Annotated in this window: 22 protein-coding genes and 1 other RNA gene; 5 read left to right on the forward strand and 18 right to left on the reverse strand. The window is 42.3% G+C overall.

The window, feature by feature from the left end; genetic code table 11:
- Nucleotides 1-63 precede the first annotated feature (63 nt).
- Together N780_RS10270 and N780_RS10275 are read left to right on the forward strand one after the other, a co-directional pair.
- Nucleotides 64-798, forward strand: a complete 735-nt coding sequence (locus N780_RS10270; protein WP_036783468.1) for a YqcI/YcgG family protein — start codon at nt 64-66, stop codon at nt 796-798.
- Nucleotides 799-822: 24 nt separating this feature from the next.
- Nucleotides 823-1,680 carry a dimethylarginine dimethylaminohydrolase family protein gene (locus N780_RS10275; protein ID WP_036783469.1) on the forward strand — a complete coding sequence of 286 codons (858 nt, stop codon included), beginning with the start codon at nt 823-825 and terminating at the stop codon, nt 1,678-1,680.
- Nucleotides 1,681-1,729: 49 nt separating this feature from the next.
- On the opposite strand, the gene N780_RS10280 is transcribed toward N780_RS10275, so the two are convergent.
- Complete coding sequence (locus N780_RS10280; RefSeq protein WP_036783473.1) at nt 1,730-1,918, reverse strand: hypothetical protein; 189 nt, start codon at nt 1,916-1,918, stop codon at nt 1,730-1,732.
- A 21-nt stretch (nt 1,919-1,939) separates the two neighbouring features.
- Nucleotides 1,940-2,446 carry a ferritin gene (locus N780_RS10285; RefSeq protein ID WP_036783479.1) on the reverse strand — a complete coding sequence of 169 codons (507 nt, stop codon included), beginning with the start codon at nt 2,444-2,446 and terminating at the stop codon, nt 1,940-1,942.
- 133 nt (nt 2,447-2,579) lie between these two features.
- Here N780_RS10285 and N780_RS10290 point away from each other — a divergent pair, with 133 nt between their 5' ends.
- Nucleotides 2,580-2,909, forward strand: coding sequence for a hypothetical protein (locus N780_RS10290; protein ID WP_036783481.1), 330 nt, complete (start codon nt 2,580-2,582; stop codon nt 2,907-2,909).
- Between the two features lie 217 nt (nt 2,910-3,126).
- On the opposite strand, the gene N780_RS10295 is transcribed toward N780_RS10290, so the two are convergent.
- From N780_RS10295 to N780_RS10330, 9 genes are all read right to left on the reverse strand, one after another.
- Nucleotides 3,127-3,951, reverse strand: a complete 825-nt coding sequence (locus N780_RS10295; protein WP_052115004.1) for a hypothetical protein — start codon at nt 3,949-3,951, stop codon at nt 3,127-3,129.
- Between the two features lie 102 nt (nt 3,952-4,053).
- Complete coding sequence (locus tag N780_RS10300; protein ID WP_052115005.1) at nt 4,054-5,034, reverse strand: sugar phosphate nucleotidyltransferase; 981 nt, start codon at nt 5,032-5,034, stop codon at nt 4,054-4,056.
- 127 nt (nt 5,035-5,161) lie between these two features.
- Nucleotides 5,162-5,329, reverse strand: coding sequence for a hypothetical protein (locus N780_RS19820; protein ID WP_156969141.1), 168 nt, complete (start codon nt 5,327-5,329; stop codon nt 5,162-5,164).
- A 20-nt stretch (nt 5,330-5,349) separates the two neighbouring features.
- Nucleotides 5,350-7,185: a glutamine--fructose-6-phosphate transaminase (isomerizing) gene (gene glmS, locus N780_RS10305; RefSeq protein WP_036783484.1), complete on the reverse strand. Its 1,836-nt coding sequence runs from the start codon at nt 7,183-7,185 to the stop codon at nt 5,350-5,352.
- Between the two features lie 57 nt (nt 7,186-7,242).
- Nucleotides 7,243-8,598, reverse strand: a complete 1,356-nt coding sequence (locus N780_RS10310) for a nucleotide sugar dehydrogenase (RefSeq protein ID WP_036783489.1) — start codon at nt 8,596-8,598, stop codon at nt 7,243-7,245.
- Between the two features lie 21 nt (nt 8,599-8,619).
- Complete coding sequence (locus tag N780_RS10315; RefSeq protein WP_052115006.1) at nt 8,620-9,426, reverse strand: response regulator transcription factor; 807 nt, start codon at nt 9,424-9,426, stop codon at nt 8,620-8,622.
- Nucleotides 9,427-9,448: 22 nt separating this feature from the next.
- Nucleotides 9,449-10,867, reverse strand: a complete 1,419-nt coding sequence (locus tag N780_RS10320; RefSeq protein ID WP_084599517.1) for a glycosyltransferase family 2 protein — start codon at nt 10,865-10,867, stop codon at nt 9,449-9,451.
- A 20-nt stretch (nt 10,868-10,887) separates the two neighbouring features.
- On the reverse strand, nt 10,888-12,048 hold the full coding sequence (locus tag N780_RS10325) for a HEAT repeat domain-containing protein (protein ID WP_036783492.1): 1,161 nt from the start codon (nt 12,046-12,048) through the stop codon (nt 10,888-10,890).
- A gap of 13 nt (nt 12,049-12,061) precedes the next feature.
- Nucleotides 12,062-14,140, reverse strand: coding sequence for a hypothetical protein (locus tag N780_RS10330; protein ID WP_232299523.1), 2,079 nt, complete (start codon nt 14,138-14,140; stop codon nt 12,062-12,064).
- Between the two features lie 427 nt (nt 14,141-14,567).
- On the opposite strand from N780_RS10330, the gene N780_RS10335 reads away from it, so the two are divergent.
- Complete coding sequence (locus tag N780_RS10335) at nt 14,568-16,265, forward strand: hypothetical protein (RefSeq protein WP_036783493.1); 1,698 nt, start codon at nt 14,568-14,570, stop codon at nt 16,263-16,265.
- Nucleotides 16,266-16,421: 156 nt separating this feature from the next.
- On the opposite strand, the gene N780_RS10340 is transcribed toward N780_RS10335, so the two are convergent.
- The 5 genes from N780_RS10340 to N780_RS10360 all read right to left on the reverse strand — a co-directional run bounded on the left by N780_RS10340 (nt 16,422) and on the right by N780_RS10360 (nt 23,182).
- Nucleotides 16,422-17,108 (reverse strand): response regulator transcription factor, encoded by a 687-nt coding sequence (locus N780_RS10340; protein ID WP_036783494.1) that lies wholly within the window; start codon nt 17,106-17,108, stop codon nt 16,422-16,424.
- 529 nt (nt 17,109-17,637) lie between these two features.
- The gene (locus N780_RS10350) at nt 17,638-19,953 is read right to left on the reverse strand and encodes a sensor histidine kinase (RefSeq protein ID WP_036783506.1); all 2,316 of its coding nucleotides are present in this window, start codon (nt 19,951-19,953) and stop codon (nt 17,638-17,640) included.
- Between the two features lie 74 nt (nt 19,954-20,027).
- The gene (gene comX / locus N780_RS19825) at nt 20,028-20,198 is read right to left on the reverse strand and encodes a competence pheromone ComX (protein ID WP_156969142.1); all 171 of its coding nucleotides are present in this window, start codon (nt 20,196-20,198) and stop codon (nt 20,028-20,030) included.
- A 67-nt stretch (nt 20,199-20,265) separates the two neighbouring features.
- Entirely contained in the window at nt 20,266-21,183 is a 918-nt protein-coding gene (locus N780_RS10355) for a polyprenyl synthetase family protein (RefSeq protein WP_036783513.1), read from the reverse strand.
- A gap of 460 nt (nt 21,184-21,643) precedes the next feature.
- Nucleotides 21,644-23,182, reverse strand: coding sequence for a BCCT family transporter (locus N780_RS10360; protein ID WP_036783514.1), 1,539 nt, complete (start codon nt 23,180-23,182; stop codon nt 21,644-21,646).
- 299 nt (nt 23,183-23,481) lie between these two features.
- On the opposite strand from N780_RS10360, the gene ssrS reads away from it, so the two are divergent.
- Nucleotides 23,482-23,659, forward strand: a non-coding RNA gene (gene ssrS, locus N780_RS19510) — 6S RNA.
- A 463-nt stretch (nt 23,660-24,122) separates the two neighbouring features.
- On the opposite strand, the gene N780_RS10365 is transcribed toward ssrS, so the two are convergent.
- Both N780_RS10365 and trhO read right to left on the reverse strand, forming a co-directional pair.
- Entirely contained in the window at nt 24,123-25,637 is a 1,515-nt protein-coding gene (locus N780_RS10365; protein WP_052115008.1) for a M14 family zinc carboxypeptidase, read from the reverse strand.
- A gap of 169 nt (nt 25,638-25,806) precedes the next feature.
- Nucleotides 25,807-26,784 carry an oxygen-dependent tRNA uridine(34) hydroxylase TrhO gene (gene trhO / locus N780_RS10370; RefSeq protein WP_036783515.1) on the reverse strand — a complete coding sequence of 326 codons (978 nt, stop codon included), beginning with the start codon at nt 26,782-26,784 and terminating at the stop codon, nt 25,807-25,809.
- Between the last annotated feature and the right edge of the window lie 64 nt (nt 26,785-26,848).

Raw genomic sequence — 26,848 nt, forward strand, 5'->3', positions numbered from 1 at the left:
AAATAGATAGCCCACAACCCCAGAATATCGATCATGAATCATTACATATAAAGGAGAATATTCATGTTACAAACGGGTAGCCCATATTTGCTTCATAAAGAGGATTTTGAAACTTCTAATCATCTTCCAAGTTGGCTTATAGAAGAATACAAGACGTTTAGTCAAATCGTAACGGAACCAACTTTCCCATGTTTTTTTGGCATGAAAGCTCAGAACAAGGGGGAACTTCGTTATTCCTATATAAGTCATGACCAGTGGAGTCATTTACCGGAAGCTGTTGAGAGTTTCTTAAGTTTGTTTAAAGAGCCAAATGCACCAAGGCATGGACTGTTTATTTTTGTGGAACCAGAGTCAGAGGAACAATCAGTGGATTATTACCGAGAGTATTTCTGGAATGTCTTACAGTACCTTCATGACCATGACCGGTTTTCTTGGCCGGAAGAAGCACCGAGAGATCCAGAACATTATTTATGGGATTTTCACTTTGGAGGCGAGCCGATTTTCACGTTTGGCAATGCTCCTGCATACAAACAACGCAAAACTAGAAATTTAGGGAATAGTTTAATTTTAGGGTTTCAGCCCCGTGTTATTTTTCAAGGTTTAGAGGGAACCGAAAAAGGGGGCATTATGTCACGCGAGAAAGTGAGAGCACGTGTAGAAAAGTGGGATCAATTGCCGACGCATCCGGACATTAGCCACTTTGGAGATCCTACACACAACGAATGGAAGCAGTCATTTATCGGAGACGACATCAAGCCTATTGAAGGACAATGTCCTTTTCATCATAAGCAACGTTAAATTCATAAGAAAGAGGTTACAAGCATGAGAGGAACAGGAATAGAAACAGCCAGCAACATTCATTGTAAGTCAGAATACACATCATTACACAAAGTCCTTGTCGTGAAGCCTTCCTTTATGGAGATTACTGAAGTGATTAACGAAACACAGAAACATTATAAAGACCAAAATATTAACGTCCCACTTGCCTTAGAGCAACATGAAAATTTCGTTCATGTGTTAAGGGAGCAAAATATAGAGGTCGAAGAGCTACCTGCTGATCCTGCCTTGCCTGAACAAGTCTTCACAAGAGATATTGCGTTCACCTTAGATGAGCGATTGTATATCGCCTCAATGAGCGAAGATGTACGAAACCAAGAAACAGAAACTTTAAAGAGATGGCTCCTAGACCACAACATCTCCTATGAAGATGGTCTTCCTTCTTCAATCGAGGGGGGAGATGTCGTTGTGAATGGTTCCACGATTTACGTAGGTGAGAGCGGCCGAACCAAACGCGAGGCTATACAAGCCTTACAAGAGCGCCTCCCGTCCTACACCGTCGTTCCATTACCCCTCGATGAGTCAATTCTTCACCTGGATTGCGTTTTTAATATAGTGGATAATAATACAGCTATTGTTTACCCTCCTGCCTTTACTCCAGAGGGGCTAGGCATGATCGCATCTACCTTCAACCTCATTAGGGTGACACGTGAAGAGCAGTTTCAAATGGGGCCAAACGTACTAGCGATTGGAAACAAAACCATTATCAGCCTTCCTCAAAACAAACAAGTTAACCGCGGGTTAAAAGCAAAAGGATTTAAGGTTATACCTGTAGATTTCTCTGAGATTATTAAATCAGGTGGGTCATTTAGATGTTGCACCCTTCCTCTTAGAAGAGAGTAAAACAACCTCCCCCTTCAACTGAGAAGGGGGAGGTTGTTTTGGGATTAGATTATTTATGATCTTTCCTCTGCCGGACTAGTTCCAAAGCCAACTCTACGAACTGTTCGTGCGAGATTTCTCCTAATAAACTTTTCCGAACAAGCTGTTCGTGCTCTTCTGTAATGTGGGATCCTTCTAGCTCAATCGACGCCTTCGCACTCTTCATTGCTTTCTCTATGGATTGTTGATCATGATTCATGTCATCACCTGCTTTTATTCATTATCCTGGCGCATTTGCTCCATCTTGTCTTTGACCTAATTCCTGATCAATAACTAAGAGAGCAGCAGGATTATTGGATGCTAATTTTAGTCTTTGGACAATGGTAAGCGATTGAGCTTCTTCGTCAATCTGTTCCCTTAAGAAATCTTGAACAATGACGCCTGTTTGAGGATCGACAGGATTGATATATTCATAGGCTTGACGATAAGCATTCGTAACAAATTGCTCATGCTCTAAAACCTTTTGAAACGTTTCAAGAGGTGTTCCGAAGTCACTTGGTTGAGCAGGCACCTCTGCAAGCTTCACTTCCCCATCTTTCCCCGCTAGATAATCAATTAACATGAGCATATGAGTACGTTCTTCATTAGACTGAAGCCTCAGCCATTTTGCCATTCCTGTGTAATCCTGACGATCCATGTAAGCTGACATAGCTAAATATAGAGTTGTAGATACATGTTCGATTTCGATAAGGTAATTCACTAGTTGTTGCACTTCTTCTTTTACCATATTATACACCCCTCATTAGGCAATTACCCTTATAGAATATGAGAAGAAGATGACAGTGTTCATAAAACAGAATCCCTATCTCCTCATTTCTGCATAGTATAAAGAAAATTGTCTTCACAGGAGGTCAGCATCTATGAAACAACCAAAGTCTCCCCTGCTCCCCTTAAACAAAGGAGAGAAAACATTCGAGGGTGACGCTTTTTGGAACGGCTACCCATTTCGAGGATTTCCCTTTGGCGCAACTGGCGATATCTTCTGGGGTGTATACGATGCCCTATTTTTCTATCCACCCTTCTACTCTACTACATTCCCCTACTCCCCAAAATGCCCAGGCCCTTACCCATATGGATATCCACCTAACGAAGGAGAAGGCCCCGTCTTCGTCATAGGCGGCCCACCCCTCGGCCAACAAGTTGCTCCCATACCACCAGTACCGCCCATACAAATTAACGCTGATGTGTAGGGTAAAACGTAACGTTTCCATTAGCTCTGGTTGAGTATAAGGTAGACCGGGAAACCACTCAATAAACGTAACGGCCCCTCCATACTAAAATGTATCAGCTTGAAGTCTTCAAGCTAAGACCAAATAAAAAACGCAATCCACACTCATGGTGGATTGCGTTTTTTTGCATCTATAATAAGGGGGAGATGCATTTTTTACAAAGTCTATCTATTTATAATTAATCCACATGGTCAATCCAATGCGAATAATCATGTATCGCTGTGCCTCCAAAGCCTTTATTCCCTTTGTAGGCGTCTTCTAAAACCTTTAATTCCTGGCTCATTGTTCCTGGTTTATCACCGTGGAACGTGGTGTGAGTTCCTTCTGCAGTATCTATAACATTGACACCGACTATAACGGATTTACCTTCTTTACTAGCTTCATTTACAATCGGTTGTGAAATAGATCGGATACCATTTGGCCCTTCTGACTTATTCCGATAGGCCATCAACGTCATGGAATCGTAGTGTTCGATCATCCACTCACTTAACGTCTGATCCTTATAAGGAACTTTTTTCTCGTGAATCCAGAAAGGAAAATCGCCACTGACTGTCAGGTGATCCTGCTCCTTCGCTTCACTAATCAAATGGACGCTGTTCATCATCCATTGATTGATGACATTGTCAGCATCCTCTTTCCATTGTGATAAGAGGTACGGCTCAATATCAACATGAACGCCAGCGAATCTCTGATCCTCACCAACCGTATTATTGTAATCATGGACGATGGAGACAAATCGATCGAGGCTATCCCGATTTTTAATGAGCGCCCAGTTCGGGTCTCCACCTAGCGCATAAACATCAATGTCCGCTTTACTGGCTTGTTGAATAAAGGAACGAAACGGGCCTGGTCTAAAGGTTTCAAAATCAATATGAAGATACACCAGATTCACCTTTTCTTCTTTCAAAAAGGAAACCGCTTGTGCAGGATCTTCCTCTATTTTAGAGACGTCCCAAATCCAAGTTGCTTTTTTCGATTGATTTTGATCTTCACTCAAGATCATGTAACCCACTCCTAAAATAATGAACACACTCAAGATTATAGCGGAGATCTTGTACGTTTTGATAACCCTAACAAGCTTGTTCACAATTGTTTCGCCCACCCTTTATGAATGAATAGGGATTTTACAAATATCATTGGTCATCGAGAAATTCTGAACTCTTGTTTTGTCCCGAACTTCAAGGTCTTTTAAATCAACATCAGGTCCAATCACACAATAAGAACCAATTACCGATTTCCCTCGTATATGAGCGCGAGGCTCAATCAGCGTATCTTGGCCAATCTTCACATCAGCCTCAACATAACTAGAAGAAGAATCTATGAAAGAAACCCCATTCTTCATGTGACGCTCAATGATCCGCTGCTGCATGATTTCTTCTGCTTTAGCAAGTTGGATGCGATCATTGACACCAAGCCCTTCGGCTACATCCTCTGTTGAGGTAGCTGAGATCGTATATCCTTGCTCTTTTAAAATTTCGATTACATCAGGCAGGTAGTATTCGCTTTGATTGTTGTTCGTTCCAACTTGATTGAGAGATTGGAATAGTAACTTATTATCAAAACAGAAGATGCCTGTGTTCACTTCTGTGATAGATTGTTCTTCAGGTGTGGCATCTTTTTGCTCCACAATACGTTCTACGTTTCCGTCTTTGTTCCTTACGATTCGTCCGTATCCTGTTGGATCCTCAGGTAGCATCGTTAAGATCGTCGCTGCTGCATTTGTTTCACGGTGGTGGTCGAGCAAGTTCTGAACGGTGTTGCTCGTAATAAGAGGGGTGTCTCCTGTGATGATGACCGTCGTCCCTTCCTGATGAGCAAGCTGGTCTGCACTCATTTGAACAGCATGCGCTGTCCCTAATTGCTCAGACTGATGAGCATACGTAACAGACTCTCCCAACTTCTCCTTAACCATTTCGCTCTTATGACCCACAACAGTTACAATTTCGTTCATCTGTAGTTCCTTTAATAAATCAGTAATATGTTCAACCATCGGCTTTCCGCAAACAGGATGAAGCACTTTCGGAAGATCCGACTTCATTCTAGTTCCCTTACCAGCAGCTAACACAACTGCGTATGTACGTTCCATATCCTTCACTCCTCACTTTCATATGTACTTTAGTGAGGTGAAGGGTGTCTGGCACGCTTCACTTCACTAAAGGGTGTCTGGCACGCTTTATCTTGCTACACGAGTAAAGCGTGTCTGTTAGAGTATGTTATTCGTTGCCTGCTTGATGGAAATGGGGGCGCAGGTCGTTAATTAGTTTGTTTAAGATTTGGCCATCTTCTGAGATGGTTTGGTCGTTAATCTTTTCTTGGATGCTTAGCATAATCGTCTTCAAGTTTGATTCATCGAGCGTTGTTTGGTGACGTTCCTTTTGCAAGAGGGAACCTCCTTTTAGAATTATTCTACCGTTACACTCTTAGCCAGATTACGTGGCTTGTCCACATCGTTTCCAAGCGCTAGAGATGTGTAGTAGGAAATCAGCTGTAGAGGGAGAACAGATAGTAATGGCGTAAATAGAGAATATGTTTCTGGAATGAAGCACGTCTCATCAACGTATTGTGTTACTTTCACATTCCCTCTCATCGTAACCCCTAAAACATTCGCTCCTCGTGCACTCACTTCTTTGATGTTTCCAAGCATCTTATCGTACAGCTTCTCCTGAGTAAGCAGGGAGATAATCGGTGTCCCTTCTTCAATCAAGGCAAGCGTACCATGCTTTAACTCCCCAGCAGCATAAGCTTCAGAATGGATGTATGAAATCTCTTTTAATTTCAATGACCCTTCAAGTGCGACTGCGGTATCGATTCCACGTCCCAAGAAGAACACACTCTTCGCATCTTTAATGGATTCGCCGTACTCTTTAATCTCATCGTTATGGAACAAGATCTCTTCCATTTGCTCCGGTACTTCCTGAAGAGCTGCCATGTATTGAGCATTTTGTTCTGGTGTGATTTGCTTCTTCTTCTGAGCTAAGTAAATACCTAGTAGATAGAACGATAATACTTGAGTCGTGTATGCTTTCGTTGAAGCAACGGCAATCTCTGGTCCTGCTAGTGTTAAAATAACGTCATCGGCTTCACGAGAGATCGAGCTCCCTACAACATTCGTAATGGATAACGTTTTTGCGCCCAGTTCCTTACTTTGGCGTAGTGCCGCTAATGTGTCGGCTGTTTCACCTGATTGACTCACCGCAATGACAAGCGTATTTTCATTTACGATTGGATTGCGGTAACGGAATTCTGAGGCTACTTCTACATCAACCGGTGTACGCGTTAATTCTTCAATAGCTGCTTTACCTAATAGTCCAGCGTGGTAAGCTGTACCGCATGCTACAATATGAACTTTATCCCACTTCGCTACTTGTTCTTCTGTCCAAGCAAGCTCAGGGAAATCAACTTCGTTTGTTTCTTTATCTACTCGACCAGCCATTGTCTTTTCAAGAGCTTTCGGCTGTTCGAAGATTTCTTTTAACATAAAGTGGTCGAAGCCGTTCTTCTCCGCTTGTTCCATATCCCAATCAACTCGGAATAGGTCGCGAGAGATGCTGTTACCTGTACGCACATCCATTAAAGAAATGCTTTCTTCTGTTAGTACAGCCATTTCTCCATCTTCTAAGATATACACATCACGCGTATGCTCTAAGACTGCTGGGATATCTGAACTAATGAAGTTCTCCCCGTTTCCTGAGCCAATAATAAGTGGACTTGCTTGTCGAACAGCGTAAAGTTTCCCTGGTGTATGACGAGATACAACACCTAACGCATAAGCACCGTCTAATTTCTCAACGACTTTCTGGATGGTTGAGACAACATCGCCATCATATAGCTTCGTAAGTAAATGCGCGATGACTTCTGAGTCTGTTTCAGATGTGAATGTTGCGCCCTCTGCAACAAGTTCTTGCTTTAGCTCGATATAGTTCTCGATAATTCCGTTGTGAACAACCGCGAATTCTGTCTCTTCACTGTCAGTATGAGGATGAGAGTTCTCATCAGAAGGACGACCATGCGTCGCCCAACGTGTATGACCAATTCCGATAGAACCTTGAAGTGGTGCGTCTTCTAGACGAGACGCCAGGTTATCTAAGCGCCCTTCTGCTTTCGTTACTTGAACCGCTTCTCCGTCGTGGATTGCCACCCCAACAGAGTCATAGCCGCGATATTCAAGCTTCTTAAGACCGTTTGTTAAAATTTCTTGTGTGTGCTGCTGTCCGATATACCCCATGATTCCGCACATGTTTCTCATCTCCCTTGTCTTGTGTGTTTTTGTAATGGTTACGTCAAATAAACGTTCTTATAATGCAATAGAATGATCTTTAGTGTGTACTTTAGAAGAAGTTCCGAGCTTGTGAATGTGATCGCGGTCGAATTCTTCAAACGCGTTACGAGTATCTACAATTGGTACTCCAAGATCAGCAAGTTCTTGATAATCAAAGTCAGAGTGATTTGTTACAAGCACCATGCAATCGTATTTCTTAAGCTGCTCTCTGTTGTAAGGAACCGATCTTACAATCTCTCCGTCGTCATCAATGAAGCTATGAGCATGTGGATCGCAATACTCTACGTTAGCACCGCTCTCTTTGTATAGCTCATATAGATAAAGGCCTGGAGATTCACGAAGATCACTGATATTTGGCTTGTACGCCATGCCAAGAATCAAGATGTTTGAGCTATTCACTGAACGGCCGTAAACGTTAAGAACTTGTGATGTTTTAGACACAACAACGTCAGGCATGTTGCTATTAATGGATTGCGCCAGATCTATGAACTTGCTGTAGAAACGGAATCCTTTTGCCTTCCAAGAAAGGTACATTGGATCAAGCGGGATGCAGTGGCCGCCGATTCCAGGTCCCGGTTGGAATTTCATGAAGCCGAATGGTTTCGTCGCTGCTGCATCAATGACTTCCCAAACATCGATATCCATTCGTTCACACATCATCGCAATTTCATTCACAAAAGCAATATTCACACTACGGAACGTGTTCTCAAGAAGCTTCGACATCTCTGCAACGCGAGGAGATGAAACAGGAACAACATTGCCTACGTAGTTCTGATACAGGCTTGCACCAAGTTCGCTACATTTCGGCGTCACACCGCCAATAACTTTCGGCATGTTCTTCGTGTTAAACGTGTCGTTACCTGGGTCTACACGTTCAGGCGAGTAGCATAGGAAGAAATCTTCACCAGCTTGGTAGCCTAACTTATTAAACTCACTAAGAATGAGTTCTTCTGTTGTCCCTGGGTACGTTGTACTCTCAAGCGTGATCAAAGTCCCTTTTCTCATGCTCGGCTTCACTTTCTCGATGACGCTTGTGATATAAGACGTATCAGGATCTTGGTTCTCACTTAAAGGAGTTGGAACACAGATGCTGATGGCATCTAGTTCATTGACAAGATCATAGTCTGTTGAAGGACGGAAACGACCGGATTCAAGTGCTTCTCTAAGATCTTCATCTGTAATGTCCTGAATATAAGAGTCTCCTGCTTTTAGTGCGTTGATTTTATTCGGGTCAAGGTCAATTCCTGTTACGTTGAAACCGGATTTCACCATTTCAACAGCTAGCGGAAGTCCTACATACCCCATACCGATTACACCGATATTTGCTTTTTTCGCTTCAATTTTTTGCGCTAAATGATTTGCATATTTCATGAATAAATCCCCCTAAATAAATTATGAATGAACTGCTTGTAACAACTGAACCATTCGTGACTCGAGTTCCATTAAGGAAAATGGCTTCGTGATATAATCGGATACCCCGTATTCGAATGTTCGCTTAACATCTTCTTCTAATTGCTTATTCGTTAACACCATAATAGGCGCAGCCTTTATAGCCTCTACATGTTGAATATGATGAATGAACTGATAACCACCAAGAGCCGATAAATTAATCTCTGTAATCACAAGGCTTGGATGATGCTTCTCGTATTGAGCTACACCCTCTTTACCATCTGTAGCGGTGTGAACGGTGTACCCTTTATGAGTGAAATACGAGGTAACCAGTTCCAACACTTTTTCATCACTATCCACAATTAAGATCGAATCTTGCTTCTTTTTATTTTCTTTCTTGAAGACGCGGATCTCACCTTGAGGTCCGTTCTCTGAAATAATTTCAGATACCATATCGAAGAGCATCTGCTCAGCGTATGGGCTGCTTTCAGGAAAACTCCCAACCAATATGGATCCCGAAAGATAGCCATTCTCTTCTAAGAAGTCTTTCACATATAAGGAATAAAAGTGAGAATACCCAATCGTACGGTTGTCTAGTAAAATCCCAACCAACCCTTCTGTCTGATCATGACTAAACTGAACACCAACCTCTGGCTCGAGGCGTTCCATATGAGTTTTTAGCTTCTCAAGCTCTTTGGCATTAAGATCTGCGCGAGCGATAATCATTCCACAAGCTAAGTTACTTTCCTGATAATACTCTAGAAAATGATGAAACGTCTGAATAATCCGTGAACCCACTTGCTGTTCCACAGCTCTCTACCCCCTTTTTGCATTAAGCTGATTTCTTATCTTCATTGAAACTTGTTCGGACCATCGTTCCCCAAGAGGTCTTCTTACGGAAGAAGTCGATGTGACCTAAGAACCTCCATAGAATGCCAAGCTGTCTATATCCAAAGAACATGAGTACTGTATAGATCAACATCTTAAAGAAGTCTCGAATTCTCGGATAACGTTGGAAAGCAATTTCTTCAAGAAGCATAGATCCAATTCCGAGTAGTGTTCCGTAGAGAATATTGATTAAGCTAAAGACGAGTAAAATCTTCCACCCAGACATGTCCATAAGTGCATATCCAATTAGAGCAAGTAATCCTGTAATTCTGAAATAAGGACTTAATGTTTCGAAAATGATGTTATAGGGAATGGTAAGCCAACCCATGATCTTATATTTCGGTCGCATAAACATAAAGCGCCCTTCCTCGATCATGTTCTTCAAGTTACCGCGACCCCAGCGCTTACGTTGGCTTCCAAGGATTTTGAATGTATCAGGTGCCTGCGTCCAACAAACAGCGTCAGGACAAAAGGCAACTTTATACGGTAAATTGTTCTCAAGCATATGACGGTGAAGTTTAATAATGATATTCATATCTTCACCTGGGTAACCACCTCGGTAGCCCCCAACTTCGACCACATAATCTTTACGGAATACTCCGAACGCACCAGAAACGATAATAAGGCCATTTACAGAACTCCAGCCAATACGTCCACCTAAGAAGGCTTTCATATATTCAACTAACTGCCACATTGGCAATAGCTTTTTAGGGAGCTTTACGTTTTTCACGACGCCATTTTCAATCTTGCATCCGTTCGCAATGCGGACATTCCCGCCAATCGCAACGTATTCTTCGGGCTTTTCCATGTACATGCGAGCAATGCGGATCAACGCATCTTCTTCTAATAACGAGTCAGCGTCAATAGACGAGATAAGCGGATAACTCGATAAGTTAATTCCTGCGTTTAATGAGTCCGCTTTACCGCCATTCTCTTTATCCACAACATAAAGATTTGGATAATCTGGGTTATAGTAAAGCCCTCTCACCTTCGCCGTTTTAATGACATCTTTAATGGATGTTGGTTTGTAATACTGAAGTTCAAATTCTTTAATCAAAACACCGACCGTGTCGTCACTTGATCCATCATTCACGACAATAACTTCGTGTTTCGGATAGTGTAGAGCGAGAAGTGAACGAACGTTTTCGATAATCGTTAACTCCTCGTTAAAGGCTGGTACTAGTATCGAAATCGGTGGTACATTGTTCGACCCTGATAACGATTTGTATTTTGAGAAGGTCGTGCTTTTTAGAATTTTAGAGATTTCTTTAAATGAGAATAAGATAATCCCGAAGTAGATCGTGTTGATAGTTAAGACATAATACATAGCGAATATGCCGTAACCGAGTAATATTTCTCTCATGCCTCTCCCCTTTCTACCAATTACATGGCGTCAATAAGCTCTTGGTCTTTGCCGAAATAAGTTTCATAAATCGATAGTTTACGGTGATAATCAGCTACTTTTCGATTCGTAGAATATCCAGCAGCGCTTTCTTTCAAATATTCATGGATCATTTCAAAAGCAATTGTTTCATTTCGTAAATTACTAACAGCAAGCTTACAAAGAGTTCGGAATCCAGAATCACCTAACTGAGAAAGGCTTCTAGCACTCTTCCTTGCAACCTGTTTATCTTCATCTTGAACACCTAGCTCAAGTACTTCTTGATATTTCTTCACGCCAGTCTGGCCAATCCATTCCGCTGTAAACAAGCGAACTTCTTCATCTTTAAAATTCATGAACTGTTCCATCTGTTGTGCTGTTGAACCTCCAGAGGCAACCATTAGCTTCGCTGCGTTCGTACGAATATCGTAGTCCTCTGAATTGAGGTGAGGCCTTAGAATGGAATGCATTTCAGCATCAGGCTGATCTCTTAGCCCAAACAGTCCCACTTTCGTTAGCTCTGGATTTGGTTCCTTTAATAAAGAGATGAATGGCCCGCGTAAATCCAAATCAGACTCTTTGGCAATATCGACAATTAATGGATAGTTATTCTCCTGGTCCTTAGCTAAATAATGAATCATATCATTGATTTGCCCTGTGGATGTTGCGGTTTGAGCAATAGATCTGGCTACGATAAAGCGCGTTGAGTCTTTCTTATTCTTGTAGAGCATTTTGCAAAGGGTAGGAACAGCCTCCTCGCATCGCATAGCTCCTAAGTTATAAGCAGCTTCTAAGCGAACGTAATGTCGTCCACTCTTCAAACGTTTTAAATTAAATTCCGTGAGGCCAAGATCTTTGCAAAGCTGTATGAGCTTCCCCCGCTGAGCCCCTGATAGACGCTCGATTCGTTCTACTAACTCACGTTGGAAGACCTTCTTCTCAAATGTTGTTAGTTCTCTTTTTGGAGTTTGTAACGATTCCCTCGCATCCAATTGTTGAGTAATGTACGTAAAGTAACTTTTATGGTGGTGCATGACTTGTTCTGTTTTCTTACGGGTTTGTTTCTTCCTCACTTTAATGCCGATAATAATAGATGACATGATTGCCATGAGTCCAGCCAGTACATAAATGACATAAAAAGCCGCTTCTAAATTGAAAAACATACTCAGTCCTCCTTTAGTTTGATAAAGCTTCTTTCATATAATAAAAACTACTCTTCTTTCGTTCTGAATAATTTACTTTGCTCCACTCATCCCATGTGTAGGAGAACGATGTTTCATGCTCTTCTCCAATGAGCGGGAGGAATTCGATTGATTTAACTGATTCAGTCGTAATGCTTGAAGATTCCTTTTGATCTGGATAGCTGACAACCTTTCGCTGACTAGGATCAGAAAAGCCAAGTAACGCCCAAGGAATCTTCATCTCAATGACGTTTCCTTTCATTTCCCAAAAAGCTTGCGGATCGTAATCCTTACTTTTGAAAGCTCCTGCGTCTCCTCTCTTTAACCCTCCAACGCCCACATCTTCAAACGGATGGGCATGTCTTGTGTTAGGAGGTTCAAATTTAAGACTTACAGGTAACTTCCATGGAACGAACTTTTGATCTGGTGACGGTTGAGCAGCTTGCTCGTCTTTATACAAACGGTGATGAGGGTCATAGCCTGATGAAAGCTTAACCTCACCCTCTTCACCACTTAACGTAATGAGCGCCTCGACTCCTATTTCAGAAGAAGAAACATCTGAGCCTCCAGGCAATGTATTCACACCTAAGCGAAATGGCTCACTAGCTATTTCATAATCTTCCGAAAATCTAGCGTTCATGTAGACAAACCCTTCATCATGTGTGAAAGAAATAGTTTCTATAGGGCCATTCTCTACATCGTGTGTTTGAACTTTCTTAAGCTCGCCCCACTCCTCATTGCTACCGTCAATTCGAATATCATCTTCTAGGCCTGGGTACATGCCAATAAGTCCGTAAGATGTTTCGCTAGATAAATAGTTAAACCAATACGCTCGCCGACCTTGTTCCACATAGGGCATGGTGTTCCATGTTTTTTTAAACCATTCATCCTGCCATGTGAAAAGGGCAACTCCTGCATAGCCTTCATCGGCGATCAGCTCGTACAGCTCTGCGTTCATCTTCCCTTGCTCTTCTTCGCTATGCCCTCCCTGGTCACGATTGTACCGACCTAAGTGGGCGACACCGAGCGAAGATGGTAAACCGAACTCGGTAATCATGATGGGCATTTCCTTATGATACTCTTTCAATTCTTTAAGGTAGCCTTTATAAGCGTCTGGTTTGCCCTCTTCATTTAACACATTCTTATAGGCCTTCCCCAGTCTTAAAAAATCGGGGTAGTAAGGATAGGCATGGAAGGAAGCAAAATAGCCCCCGTCCCAGTCCTGCTCCTTTATATGAGTTGCGTCAACGCTCACCCTGTCTTCCATAATGAGTGGTTCTTCAGGGTGTTCTAGCGGATCTGTCGTCACCCAATTTGTAAACGTCATCGGATGCTGCCACCCTTTTTCCTTTTCCAGTTGAGCTGTGTAATCTAAGAGTTCCGAGAGCCAAGATTCAAATGGGTTCGCCTCGTTTGTTGCTCTGAACGACTCCCCCTTAAATACATCCTCACCTTCGTGAGTTTTGTTTGTGTTTTGAACCATTTTTGGATCCCACTCTGTTCCTAAATGCCAGGCGAGCAAATACGGCGCTGCATTTGTATCAAATGTCCCGCTTGCTTTCCCTGCATTTTCTTTGATCGTAGTCTCTCCGTAGACTGCTCCAACCGCTCTTTCAATTTCCTCTTTAAAAGCAGCTGTTACTTCAGGGGCTCGTGCATCATCTGTTTCACGTAGTTGCTCTACCGGTGACCATATCCCTTGAATGAAATAAAGAGGATCTTCAGGATGATTTTGGTTGAATTCTACTAGTGATTCATAAAACACCGGTTCGTGAATGGTGTAAATGCGGACGGTATTGACTCCCATATCCTTCATGCTTTTAAACCAACGTTTATACGTCTCTTGATCAAGAGGGAGTGATCCGGGATAGTAGCCCGGAAGAGTTGCTCCCAGGTTCACCCCTTTAACAGTAAGAGGCGACCAGGATTCATTTTGATAGATTTCGATTGTTTGTTGTTGGGTACGAAATTTCATCTTTGTACCGTCTTGCATTGTTTTACTCTCTACGGGCTTACTCGTTGACAACAACGTATAGCTAATCGTTAAAACAACTGCAAGAAGGAAAGTACCCACCCCGATCTTCTTTCCTGAGATAACTCTTGCCCCCTCCTGTATAAGAAGTGTAGTTACATTTCCTTGTTTTTCTTTGTCTGTTGATTTGTTCTTGAAAATTATCTAACAAACATTTAACTTATAATTGCTACTTGCCTTAGCACAGTTAATAACGTAACACGGTTCGACACTCACATCTTCGAAAACCCGGTTTCGGAATCACGAATTTACGTTGCGTTGCCCCCCTGATTCGGGTTTCGGCACTCGAATAAGAAGGGATCACGCATGCAGCTTAATCCCTTGTCATTACTGGATTAAGTAGTTTTTGCGGGGGCTGTAAATGGTTCCGAAATGCGGGGTTTTGAAAATGGGAGAACGATTCCAGAAGTGAAGCGCTTTCAATAAGATGTACCGTTTTACGACATTATTTGCGGGATGGAGGAACACAATGAGAAAGTCTTTTTATTTGTTTTTGTTAACAGGGGTCGTCTTTATTTTACTTGGGTTTAAGCATTCACCAGACACAGATCACGCAATGTATGTTCACAAAGAGCAACTTGCCTCAGAAGGAGATCAAGTTCTTAAGGCAGCGAAAGATCAGCAAGTCACCGTTCTATACGTTGAACTGGATCAAACCAAATCTGATTCTTTCTACCAAAGCTTTATTAGACAAGCTAGCGAAGAAGGAATTGCTGTATACGCATGGGGCGGGAATCCTTCTTGGGGGCTTACGACTCATCAGGACATGGTCACAGAATTTGCACAATGGGTTAAATCTTATAACTCACAATCAGAGAAAAATTCCAAGTTCAAAGGGGTTAATATCGATATTAAAGCGTACCACTTACCTGAGTGGGATGCGGACCAAGAGCGCGTTTTAAAAGAGTGGAAGGAAAATGTAAAGGCTCTTACCGAGGAAACAAGTGATTCGGAATTAGACGTTACAGCGACCATTCCTTTCTGGCTTGATGCACTTGTAACACCAGGCACGGATGGGCAACCTTTTCACGAATGGATGATCCGTCAATTTGATCAAACAACGATTCTAGCTTTCAGGGAAACACTTGAAGGAGACAATGGCATTATGTCGCTCATTGAAACAGAATTAGCGACAGCGGATGAGATTGGACGTCCTCTTTTGATTGGGGTCACCTTAGAGGACACTGGCCTTGATTACGTTTCGTTTGCAGAAGAAGGAATTGCAGATATGAATATGCACTTAGGGGTCCTTGAAGAGCACGCAGGAGACTATTCAAGTTACAGTGGGACAGCTTTTCAGAGCTATCAACATGTGAAAGATCAATTGAATCTCGATCCTGAAGAACCAATAGAGTCAGAAGAAGGACATGAGACTGTGCGAGGAACTTATATATGGGAAGCAGAACGTTTAATTCAAGAAGAAGACGAGATTTTAGCGTTTGCGAAAGAACAAAACATCAACTTTATATACGCGCGTCTCGACTTACGTGAATCCTTTTCTTCCTATAGCGGATTCGTTCAGAAGGCAGAAGAAGCAGGCATTGAGGTACACGCAATGGGCGGTCATCCAACATGGGCCAAGGAGAGCGAACGCTTTCGAATAAAGAGATTAACTGACTACGTGAAAGCCTACAATCAAAATGTATCAGAAACATCTAAATTCCAAGGCATCCATTTAGATATTGAGCCATACGTCTTAGACGAGTGGGATCAAGATAAGAAAGATCTATTAGCGCAATGGATCCGTAACTTAGAATTCTATGTTGAAGAAACAAGGCGCGACTCAAACCTTGAAGCAAGCATGGACCTTGCGATGTGGTTTGACGAAGAACCAGCACCAGGCAAAGGGATACCATTCAACCGATGGGTTATCCGGACGATGGATCACACATCTGTCATGGCCTTTCGCGACTTCACCGAAGGCGCTGGGGGTATCATGTACATGGCAGAGGAAGAACTTCAGCACGCAGCTGAATTAAACAAAGAAATCTTACTCTCGGTTGAGATGAAAGAAAATCCGTACGTGAACCACATTTCATTTTACGAAGAAGGCGCAGCCTATATGGAACAAGAAATCGATCAACTAAACTCAAAGTTATCAGACCATCCAACCTACAACGGCACACTCGTCCACTCCTACAAATACTGGACCACCGCCAAACCATAAGCTTCACCCAACTAAAGCGTGCCAGACACCCTCTGTTGCTTTAACGCACTGATGGGTGTCTGGCACGCTGTGTTGCTTTAACGTAAGAAAGAGGGACAGGCACCTGCACGGTTTTACTGTGCGACCCGGTGCTTGTCCCTCTTTTTTAAGGTTTTTTTATTCGTTTATCTCTTCATCCGAAATAATGCCAAGTTGTTTAGACTTTAATACGGCTTCAGCTCTTGATTTCACCTGCAATTTCTTAAAGATCTCAGTAAGATTGTATTCAATGGTACGCTGGCTTTTAAAATGATCACTTGCAATTTCCCGGTTGCTTTTACCTTTAGCCACTTCAATTAAAATTTTCTGTTCTCTCGAGTTTATGGACACATCTTCCTGAATCTCTTCTTGTTCTTCTTCTACTTGCTCTTCCTTACCACCTTGGTCCACTTGCACTTCCATTCGGCGAAGCTGTTTGAACAATTGAATCGGCAATATAACCTTCCCTTTTAATACCGATCGTATAGAAAGAATCAACTGATCCCTTGGTTCTGTTTTATTTATGAACCCAGAGGCTCCTGCCTCAATGAGCGTGTTAAAGTATGGCCCAATATCATACCCTGTGTAAATTAAGATCGGCGCCTCTTTCCCAAGAGCACGAACTTCTTTAACAAGTTCAATGCCATTCATCCCTCGCATACGAAGGTCAAACAGCATAACATCAAATTCCTGTTCCTGCACAAGCGGCAATGCCTTCCCAGCGGCATCAACAATGGTCACTTGCATATCTTCTTCTTTTTCAATCATCACTTTTGTACCTTCCCCAACAGAAGGATGGTCGTCTACTAGTAATATACGAATCATGTACGTCTCTCCCCACAAGTTAAGCTTAAATTGTCTATATATTTATTAGGTCTCCGTTTATGGATGTTGTAGCTGAGGTAATTACAGATGGGCCGTTACGACGAAGAGTGCTAGGGCAGGATTGGGGACCACTCGCTTTCCTGCGGGGAGCTGGGGAGCCTCCTCAATCGCTTCGCTCTCTGCGGGGTCTCCCCTAGGCTCCTTACCCCGCGGGAGTCTCGCAGTCCCCAATCCTGCCCTGACATAAAGTGGGTTAACGGCCTCGCAACTGAAATGGTGCTTGGAATCCCCTACCACTCAATATGGTGATGTTTTTGTTTCTCCCAACTAAGCAAAGGTGGACCGGGGAAAATGCGAGACTCCCGCGGAAAAACGGGCTTCCGAGATCCCGCAGAGAGCGCATGCGAACGAGGAAGCTCGGGAGTTCGTCCGCAGGAAAGCGAGTGTTTTCCCCGGTCCACCTTACTCCCCTCTCAAGCAAACAAAAACATCAGACTAATAAACTTACCTCACCTATCATCCAACAATACTATTCCATAAACAAAGCCATCGAAAGTTCTAACCCACCTTCTTCAGAAGATAGGAACTCGACGTGCCCTTCTAAGCTTCTCACACGCTGCTTGATTCCGGTGAGCCCCATACCTTTCGATAAATCTTGCTTGTTTTGATCCGGTAAACCAACACCATTATCTTTATAATTCAACACAATCATACCTCGATCACTCTTCAACTCAAATTCTACAAAACTAGCACCAGAGTGCTTAGAGGCGTTATTGAGCAGTTCCTGAACGACGCGGTAGATGGCGAGGGAGTGCTCATGATCAAGGGACGCCCTAAATCCTTCTGAATGGAAATCGACTTGGTAATCAGACCTCATACGGTAGTAGTCCATGAGCTGACTTAATGCTTCTACTATTCCTGTTTCTCTTAAAAACGGAGGTCTTAGGAACGTACACGTTTCCCGGATCTGTTGAACAACACCAAGCAATCCTTCTTTCACTTCTGATAATTCCTTCTCAAATTGATCTGGCATCTCTTTATCATCCATCATCGCTTCTATTTTCCGGTACCACACGAGCTGTTCCTGAAGCGCTTCATCGTGCAGATCAGAGGCTAGGCGGGCACGTTCTTTCTCGGATAAATTAAATAACAAGCGAGATAACCAGAGAGGTGCATCGGTATTTTGATACATCGAACGCTTTAACTCCTCTGTCACCCCTTCAATGAGCTGGAAGTTTTCATACACGATACTTGTATAATGAGCAAGCATTTGAAGCCAGTGCCGTTCATCTTCGTTGAAAGGAGTATGGTTCACTTTCTGATCCACCCACAACAAGTAAAGCGCATCGTTACTCTCACTCACAAGAAAGCACATGCCTTGATGAATCTTTACAAAGTCACCAGGCGCTTTCATCCGGATTCGCTTATCGACATTCTCACGTAAAGCAATAATGGAGATCGTCTCATCCCCTTTAATCTCCTTCACATCCCATGTGTCTTTGCCATATTTCACAAGCGATACCCGATTGACGGGCAGAACAGACTTGACTTCCTCAATTAAACGGTCATCAAGCTCATCCCGATTTAACAATTTCGATAAATCTTTAGAGAATCGATCAAGGCTAACCTGATAATTGAACTTCTCCCCAAACAACTTAGGGCGTATATGTAATTTATCCTCGAGGTAAAATAACAAGCCAAAGGATACATATAGCAAGATCGCAATACGAATCCACTGCACGACTGTAAACGAAGTGGCGACAACGAGAATACCAAGTATGAGTACAGTAAAGACAAGCGATAAAAAGGAATAATAACGAATTCTACTATTGATAAAATCAATATCAAATAACCGATTCGATAAAATAAGATATAAGAAAAATAACGGTAAAAATAACAAGAACACCGATGTAATCGAAGCTGGTATAATATCGATTCCAATAATCGCACTCGGCATCGCTGTCAACAAAATAAAGGGAAGGAAAGAGATCACAAGCCCAAAAATCATATTTTGAAAAACAGCTTTATGAGTCGTCTTCCGGTAACTAATGTAACGTGTAATTAAAATATATAAACACAAAAAGATCCCAAATGAAAAACCAAACAGCTGCAGCTGCCTAATCAGCGAGTACTGATCCCCAACCGGGATAAAGATCGAATAGGTATCAATCAAAACGATAAGTAAATTAATCGTATAAAGAGATACAAGCATTCTTTTACTGACTAGCTTAATCGCATATCGTTTAAAATAATGACTTAAAAAATGCAAGAATACAGCTGGAACTAATAATAAGGACAGGCCATTAATAAAGCGAGCCAAATCATCTGTTCTGGCCGAAGCTCCGGCACTTATATACCCATATCCCACAACAAGCAGAAACGCCGAAAACATCAACGCTGCCCGATCATCCCTCTTTTTCATGTAAATAAATGCACTAAACGTAAAGAGCACAATAAACACAAGAGCCGGTATGACCGTATGATAAAGAAGCGTACTTGATAATAGGAGCTCTTGATTGTCTGCCTCATACTTCACTGAACCGTCCTCTTGCCCCACTGTAATTTTGGAGAAGTTATCAATAACTCCGAACTTTCGGATTGAGCGATGGGCGCCAGGGGAAATCCCATTTAGACCTACAATTTTATCCCCCTTTTCAATGCCCTCTTCACTTGCCCAACCAATTGGATCGACATTTGTTACAACCCACTCGCCCTGATCATTTTTCTTAACATTTAAACCAACATAGGGTTCTGTTATCGTTACATAGGACAGATAGAACGCTACAGCAACGATGGCGATCCCTACTAATAGAATGGTGCGAGTACTCTGACGATGAATTTGCATAGAACCACCTTTTTAACGAGAAAAAATAGCCAGAGCATCCCTGGCTATTCCTTCTACAAAATCGATTGTTTCCTTTATTTCCAGAATGACATCTTCATTATTTCGCCTGTATTTTGAGAATCAAACACGTCCGCTAATGCAAGTTCTTCTGTCTGAGAAAGACCCTCAAAGCGAACCGCTCCTTCTTTCCATTGCTTAAGAAGATCCGGATTTCCCACTAATTTCTCCACCACTGTTTGTAACATGACACATTCCTCCTATTAATTCCCCTATATTTTATTCAACTCACGAAGCATTCTTCATGAGGTATTCCTATATAGACTGCATAAACTCAACCAGCTGGGCTTTGATCTCTTCTTCTCCATCCACCTGCTGCACCTTTTCAACTGCGCTTAATTGGTAAACCCGCTTTTTCACCATTGAATAGGTTATAGCAGACGATCTGGAAGCCCACTCAAAGATCTCTTTTTTTCTCTCTAAAAAAGCATCTTGCGTAATCGCCCCGTTATAATAGTGCCGAAGCCAGTCTGCTTCGGCTCCCTCATGTTCCAACAACTTTAGTGTGGGAAGTGTTCGCTTCTTGTGCAACATATCATTTGTGGAGTCGAGCCTAAGAGCATCTTCGATATCATTAGCCAGCTGCGCCGCACAGCCAAACTCAATCGAGTAGACTCCCACACGCTCATCATCTTCCCCTTTAGACAAGAGTGTTCCAACCTTACATGCTAAGGCCATAAGAGAACCTGACTTATGCTCAACCATTCGGAAATACGTTTCCTCAGAGCGAATCGATTCTAGCAGATCATGATGCTGACCTTTTACCGCTCGCATTCCTGATTGAGATAGAAGCGCAACCGCTTGTCCTTTAGAATCCACTCTTTGAAGTATAGAATGAGCGAGCATAATAAGACCTGTCGATCCATTCATTGAAATGGCCATGGGCTCTTCCATCCAACGCTTCTCTGACCCGTCCTGGTCCTCTAAATCATCCAATATATCCAAAGCCAATATAAATGCCTCAATCGCAGCAACAGATTGAAGAGCCACTGAACGGTCCTGACCACCGAAGAGTGCATAATGAAGATGAAGCATGCGACCAAAGGGAAATCCTTCTTCTTGCTTCCAACTCACGAAAGTACTCAGTAATTCAACTAAGTCAGCATCCCCCACGTCTTCATTAATGATGTTAAGAAGATGCTCCCCAATCTCCTCATCTGTAAATAGGTTCATTCTTTATCTTTTCCTTCCTTAAAAAAGGAGCTTGTTGATCCCTGTTTCATATTCTTAAAATTCAAAAATAGATTACCACACCTGTCGAATCGTTGAATAGGTATTAAAGTAACAGGGGGTAGCATGAGGGAATATATTCCTAGTTAATTGTAAAGAAACCGCTCACACCGCTATTACGAGCATGCCAAACTAAACTCCCCCCTCAAAAGGTATCGCTTACATTACAATTGTATTTCGAAAAAAAGTACTATTTTCCGAGTTCATTCGATTTAGATTGTCGAATTTTTTTGTGTCAATTCTCTACTCTCTAGTCCACACCAAAAAGTAGACCTCTTATTTATAATAGGTCTACCAGCTATTTGGAGTTTATGTAAAAAATCAGAAAGTAATGGATCGCCATTTCCACATCATCTGAAATTTCCCTCTAAAAAACCCAGACCAATCAGGCCTGGGCTTTCCGCTATGAAGACCGCACATTATACGAATAAGCTTGATCCTCATCAATCATTTTTTTCGCTGCATAGATTAAGACAAATTGAATGATAATAACCGGCAGCCCCATCAAGCCTGAGACCACCTCAAGAGGCGCCAATCCCCCAATTCTCATTAAAACGAGTGCTAACGTCGTAATAACAGCGGCGATTATAATACGAAGGTTTTTCGGAGGCTCGTATTTACTCATATCTCTTGTACTTGTGTAAGCTGCTACTGTGTACGTCGTTGAATCAAGAGTAGTGGTTAAGAATACAAGAGCTACAATCATAAAGATTGCAATCGCCACTTCCCCAAATGGAAGAGTGGATAAAATCTCTGGTATCGCAGCCATTCTCTCTTCTTCTTTTACAAGATTCAGAACTTCCATGTTTTCCTTTAAGTAGCGATGCACCCCGAGACCTCCTAACACTCCAGTAGCTACCCAAGAAATAAGAGTCGGAGCTAATAAGTAGGTTAAGATCATCTCTTTAATTGTACGCCCTTTCGAGATCTTGGCAGCAAAAACACTATGAAGCATTGCCCAAGTAGCACTATACGCAAACCAGAAAACCGTATTGCTCTGAATATGGGAAGCCTCTCCCTGGTGAACAGAATCTGTGTTCAATGATATATTAAGATAATGGGACAGCAAGAACGAGACGCTATCAGAAAAGTAGTTAAGTATAAAGACACCTGGCCCTGCCACAATAATAAACACAGCAAAAAGACCTGCTAAATACATATTAAAGGTACTCAAACGCTTGATCCCTTTTTCAATTCCTAAGTATGCACTGAGCGAGAACAAGAACACCCATACAATCGTAACGATAATGGTTAATCCAAATGTAACATCCACCCCGAACAACGCGGACAAATTATGTGTGATAATCGGGGCACCAAGCCCTAATGTGACAGAGGCGCCGGCTAGTATACTAATGAGAAAAAGTGCATCAAGCATTTTCCCACCGAAACCGTCTGTAAACCGATCGCCAAACAATACTCGGCAAGCCTCTGAAATTCGCATAAGCGGGCGCTTCTTCACGTGCAAGATGTAGCCCATCGCCGGAGCAATCATAACGAAAATGGCAAAGACCTGAAACCCCCACAGAAACATACTGTACGCGTTCCCCCAAAGGATTGCCTGAGCCGATCCAGGCTCCACCCCGGCTGGCGGATCGTTCGCAACAGAGGTCCACTGCAACATCCCTGTACGCATAATCGTTGACCCCACTCCCATGGCGATCAGGATTGATGCATACTCAAATAGGGTAAACCTTGGCTTCTCTTTCGGATCCCCTAAGACAACTTGACCATATTTCGAAAACGAGAAATATAATCCCGCCCCAACTAAAAGAATGCCATACCAAAGATACCCCCAACTAAACATATCAACAATAAATGAAAAGATTGAGTTCAGCATGCTTAGTGATTCCTTTTCGTAAAGAGCAAACGGAATGCTAATCGCTACAATAATAAGTAATGATGGAATAAAAATGCTGTAATCAATCAACTTTCTCCGATTCATATAAATCCTCCTATATAAACGTATTCCTAACCCTCTACCCCAAACAAAAACCAATTAAAAGGAAAATTTACTATTTTTAAATAATTTATAAAAAAATCCACTTCTATATACTAAAGCGTGCCAGACACCCTTTAGTACTTCACCGTAGCACAGGGTGTCTGGCACGCTTTATTCTGTTAAAGTAGTTAGGGAGAAAATGGATAGTCTAGAAAAAATAAATAAAGCACCCCCCTTGAAATCTTCTCCCTTACCTTGTAATATAGAGAATACAAATTGATCCCCTCGCTCAACGAGGGAGCCGAGCCCTGCCATGTACGTCATTTCAGTATGTCTCAAACCGATGCTTGAACACAGGGATCTTTACATTTCATACTTGCCAACACGCCCAATGACTTGGGAAGTTGAATGGTATGATGCGAGAACCCACCTGCCTACGCGGGTTTTGAGGCAACAGAAAGACGGCAGAGCGGGACGGCTACATAACTTCGACCTTTACAACCTCTTCACTTTTGGTGGAGAGGTTTTTTGTATGTGGAAATACTAGAATAGGTAGCTGCTTGAGCCGGTTTCAGCTTAGCTTGAGCCATTTCCTTTCAACATGAGTCGCTTGAGGCTATTTTTAAAACAACTTCTGGCATACTTTGGCTGCTCTCATAGCTTGAGCCGCTTCTGATCGACTTGAGTCACTCCCGGCCCAACTTGAGCCATTTTTCCAAAGGCTTGAGTCGCTTACCTTCCTCTTGAGCCAGTTGCACCAAGACTTGAGCCGAATTTTTTGCTTCTTGAGTCGGTTTCAGTTTAGCTTGCGTCACTTCTCATCAGCTTTAGCCGCTTTATTCATGCTTGAGCCGCTCTCCCCGCCCGAACTTGGTCTGACGGTAACCTCTTGAGCCAAACTAAAAAAAAGTCGCCGTGCATGACCTCCATGCACAGCGACTTTTTATTGAATCGTGAACGTCATTTCTACAGGCTCTTCCATCTTTTGACCACCCGCAGATATGAGATCTTTCACATAAATGGTATAGGACTTTCCTTTTCTATAAGATTCTTCAGCATGAACCGTAATAAAGTTGTCTTCAACAACAGCATCTTCAAGAGGGACCGCTTGCCCTTCTGTTGTTTGAATGTATACATTATCCTTATTTACACTCTCTGGATCGATGTGTGTATTCAATTCAATGGTCCACGTTTTATCTTCTTCAATGTCTTTCTGTTCAGGAAGATCTTCAAAGTGAAGCAACTTGTCGAACACTTCATTCAGCTCTGGATCGTTTATCGAACAGTCCCCTTTACATTGCTGATACCAACTATAATACTCAATACTTTCTTCTTGAGATAAATGATAGTCCTCCATAATATCTAAGGCTTTCTCATAATAGTCATCAATATCCCGAGGAGGAAGAATGTCTCTCTCCGTTGCCCGGTCCCCTAAAACAACAGGCTGATCACCAGGAGTGTGTTCTGGAAATTGTAACTTAACCGACTCATTTGCCATCGCTAATCCCGCTTCCTTATTACGCCTCCACGTTTCAGGAAATGTGGCCGGATCCACATGTCTTTCCCCTGCGTATAAACCAAGCTCTGGTGTCAGGCTAGGGCGGTCAAACACCTCATTAATCCAATCCGTGTACCCAGAACCAGCATACGTTGGGACCATACGATAGCCACTAAGAGAAGCGTACAGTTCCGCAATGTCTTGATCGCGCCCTAAGTCTTCTTGATCCACATTAAAGTTCCAATAAATCACTCTACCAGATGTATGATAAGCAAGAGAAACTGCAGGGTTTAACAAATATGTAAGGTCACGCATTACTTTTGCCTCTGGAGCTTGAAATGGGTATTCACCTTTATAGTTTTTCCAACTTGGACTAGTTGTACTAACCTCTTCCCACCCAGAAGGATACTGACGATTCAAATCAATCCCTTGAACGTTTGCTTTCCAACGATCGAAATTAGAACTTCCATTATTCATTGAAATTAATGATTTGTGGATATCTTTTGGAAAAGCCTGCAGCCCTTTTTGTTGAAGAGTTACACCGTCTGGATTCACCATCGGCACAAACCAGAGCGTCCCTTTTTCTAACAATGATCGAACGTCATACCCTTCAATCGTTGTGCCCGCTTCAGCTGCTTCTGCATAAGATTCAATCATCTTCATGTTTAGAATCGTCGTTAACCACTCCCTGGCGTGATGCGATCCGTTATAAAAGGTATCGGCTTGTCCATTCCCCAATCGAACAAGAACGATATCTCTTCCATATACCGACTGCCCTATGGTATATAGTTCGATGAGATCCCCATATGTTTCATCAAGTTCCGCTAAGTCCTTTTTCATAGTTTCATAGGTATACGTGCTGTTTGTGTCTACGACTGATGCGGCTATTGTTTGATTTGATGCGATGAATGCTGTAAGAAAAAACGCCATTATGATTATTTTCTTTACTACTTGATTCATCATTTCCCCCCTTTAGTATAGTTCTTTTCTATTATATAAGACTTTAGGGATCGATAGGGGGAAAAATAACAATCTCCACGGAATGCGAGAGACCATTTGGTACGAAAACTTAATAAAGAAAAAAACCGCTTGGATCTTTATAGGTCCAAGCGGTTTGATACACCAACTATTAATTTGTTTGCTCTTGTGCTTTTTCTTCACCTAAAGCAAGTAGACGCTCGTTCCACTGTTCCTCCGTTAAGCCGTGCTCAACCACGTAGCGGTTACGGTAGTGAGAGCGGCACTCTGGGCTACAGCCGCGTACATATTTGTGCTCATTCTCTTCTGAAGTAATAATTTGTTTATTACATTCAGGGTTTGCACAATTAACATAGCGCTCACAAGGCTCTCCGTCAAAGTAGTCTTTCCCTACAATGTTGTGTTCAACCTGGTTAATCGGTACACTAATACGCTCGTCAAAGACATACATTTGACCGTCCCATAGTTGACCTTGTACTTCAGGGTCTTTCCCGTAAGTGGCAATTCCTCCGTGAAGTTGTCCTACATTGTCAAAGCCTTCACGCTTCAACCAACCAGAGAACTTCTCACAGCGGATACCACCTGTGCAATACGTTAAGATTTGCTTGCCTTCAAGCATTTCTTTGTTCTCGCGTACCCAGTCCGGAAGTTCACGGAACGTCTCAATATCAGGACGAACCGCACCGCGGAAGTGTCCTAAGTCATATTCATAATCGTTACGTGCATCGATTACGATTGTATTTTCTTCTTGCATACGTTTATAGAATTCTTTCGGCTCCAAATACTCGCCGGTTAAATCATGTGGATTAATATCATCTTCTAAACGAAGTGTTACAAGCTCAGGACGCGCGCGGCAGTGCATTTTCTTAAATGCATGACCTTCAGCTGCATCCACTTTGAAAGTAGTGCCTTCGAATAATGGATGATTTTTCATATTTTCCATATACTTTTCTGTTTGTTCGATCGTACCAGAAACCGTACCGTTGATTCCTTCACCAGCAATCAGGATACGACCTTTCAAGCCAAGCTCCTTACAAAACTCTAAGTGCTCGCTTGCTACTTGTTCCGGATCATCAATCTGAACATATTTGTAATACAATAACACCTGATAATTTTGTTGTTTTTCCATCTTAATTCCACCTCTATTTATATTTGCAGGATATAAAATTAGGCTACAATGAAACCAATCATAT

Origin of the sequence: Pontibacillus chungwhensis BH030062 (assembly GCF_000770675.1) — a bacterium.
GTDB classification, from domain to species: domain Bacteria; phylum Bacillota; class Bacilli; order Bacillales; family BH030062; genus Pontibacillus; species Pontibacillus chungwhensis.

What these genes read in the sequence shown, in the direction of transcription:
- N780_RS10325 (WP_036783492.1), bottom strand. Translation starts at nt 12,048, where the DNA reads ATGTTTTTCAATTTAGAAGCGGCTTTTTATGTCATTTATGTACTGGCT.
- N780_RS10360 (WP_036783514.1), bottom strand. Translation starts at nt 23,182, where the DNA reads ATGAATCGGAGAAAGTTGATTGATTACAGCATTTTTATTCCATCATTA.
- N780_RS10295 (WP_052115004.1), bottom strand. Translation starts at nt 3,951, where the DNA reads ATGATCTTGAGTGAAGATCAAAATCAATCGAAAAAAGCAACTTGGATT.
- N780_RS10335 (WP_036783493.1), top strand. Translation starts at nt 14,568, where the DNA reads ATGAGAAAGTCTTTTTATTTGTTTTTGTTAACAGGGGTCGTCTTTATT.
- N780_RS10290 (WP_036783481.1), top strand. Translation starts at nt 2,580, where the DNA reads ATGAAACAACCAAAGTCTCCCCTGCTCCCCTTAAACAAAGGAGAGAAA.
- N780_RS10310 (WP_036783489.1), bottom strand. Translation starts at nt 8,598, where the DNA reads ATGAAATATGCAAATCATTTAGCGCAAAAAATTGAAGCGAAAAAAGCA.
- N780_RS10275 (WP_036783469.1), top strand. Translation starts at nt 823, where the DNA reads ATGAGAGGAACAGGAATAGAAACAGCCAGCAACATTCATTGTAAGTCA.
- N780_RS10280 (WP_036783473.1), bottom strand. Translation starts at nt 1,918, where the DNA reads ATGAATCATGATCAACAATCCATAGAGAAAGCAATGAAGAGTGCGAAG.
- comX (WP_156969142.1), bottom strand. Translation starts at nt 20,198, where the DNA reads ATGTTACAAACAGTGGTGGAGAAATTAGTGGGAAATCCGGATCTTCTT.
- N780_RS10355 (WP_036783513.1), bottom strand. Translation starts at nt 21,183, where the DNA reads ATGAACCTATTTACAGATGAGGAGATTGGGGAGCATCTTCTTAACATC.
- glmS (WP_036783484.1), bottom strand. Translation starts at nt 7,185, where the DNA reads ATGTGCGGAATCATGGGGTATATCGGACAGCAGCACACACAAGAAATT.
- N780_RS10365 (WP_052115008.1), bottom strand. Translation starts at nt 25,637, where the DNA reads ATGAATCAAGTAGTAAAGAAAATAATCATAATGGCGTTTTTTCTTACA.
- N780_RS10300 (WP_052115005.1), bottom strand. Translation starts at nt 5,034, where the DNA reads ATGGAACGTACATACGCAGTTGTGTTAGCTGCTGGTAAGGGAACTAGA.
- N780_RS10350 (WP_036783506.1), bottom strand. Translation starts at nt 19,953, where the DNA reads ATGCAAATTCATCGTCAGAGTACTCGCACCATTCTATTAGTAGGGATC.
- N780_RS10270 (WP_036783468.1), top strand. Translation starts at nt 64, where the DNA reads ATGTTACAAACGGGTAGCCCATATTTGCTTCATAAAGAGGATTTTGAA.
- N780_RS10285 (WP_036783479.1), bottom strand. Translation starts at nt 2,446, where the DNA reads ATGGTAAAAGAAGAAGTGCAACAACTAGTGAATTACCTTATCGAAATC.
- trhO (WP_036783515.1), bottom strand. Translation starts at nt 26,784, where the DNA reads ATGGAAAAACAACAAAATTATCAGGTGTTATTGTATTACAAATATGTT.
- N780_RS10340 (WP_036783494.1), bottom strand. Translation starts at nt 17,108, where the DNA reads ATGATTCGTATATTACTAGTAGACGACCATCCTTCTGTTGGGGAAGGT.
- N780_RS10320 (WP_084599517.1), bottom strand. Translation starts at nt 10,867, where the DNA reads ATGAGAGAAATATTACTCGGTTACGGCATATTCGCTATGTATTATGTC.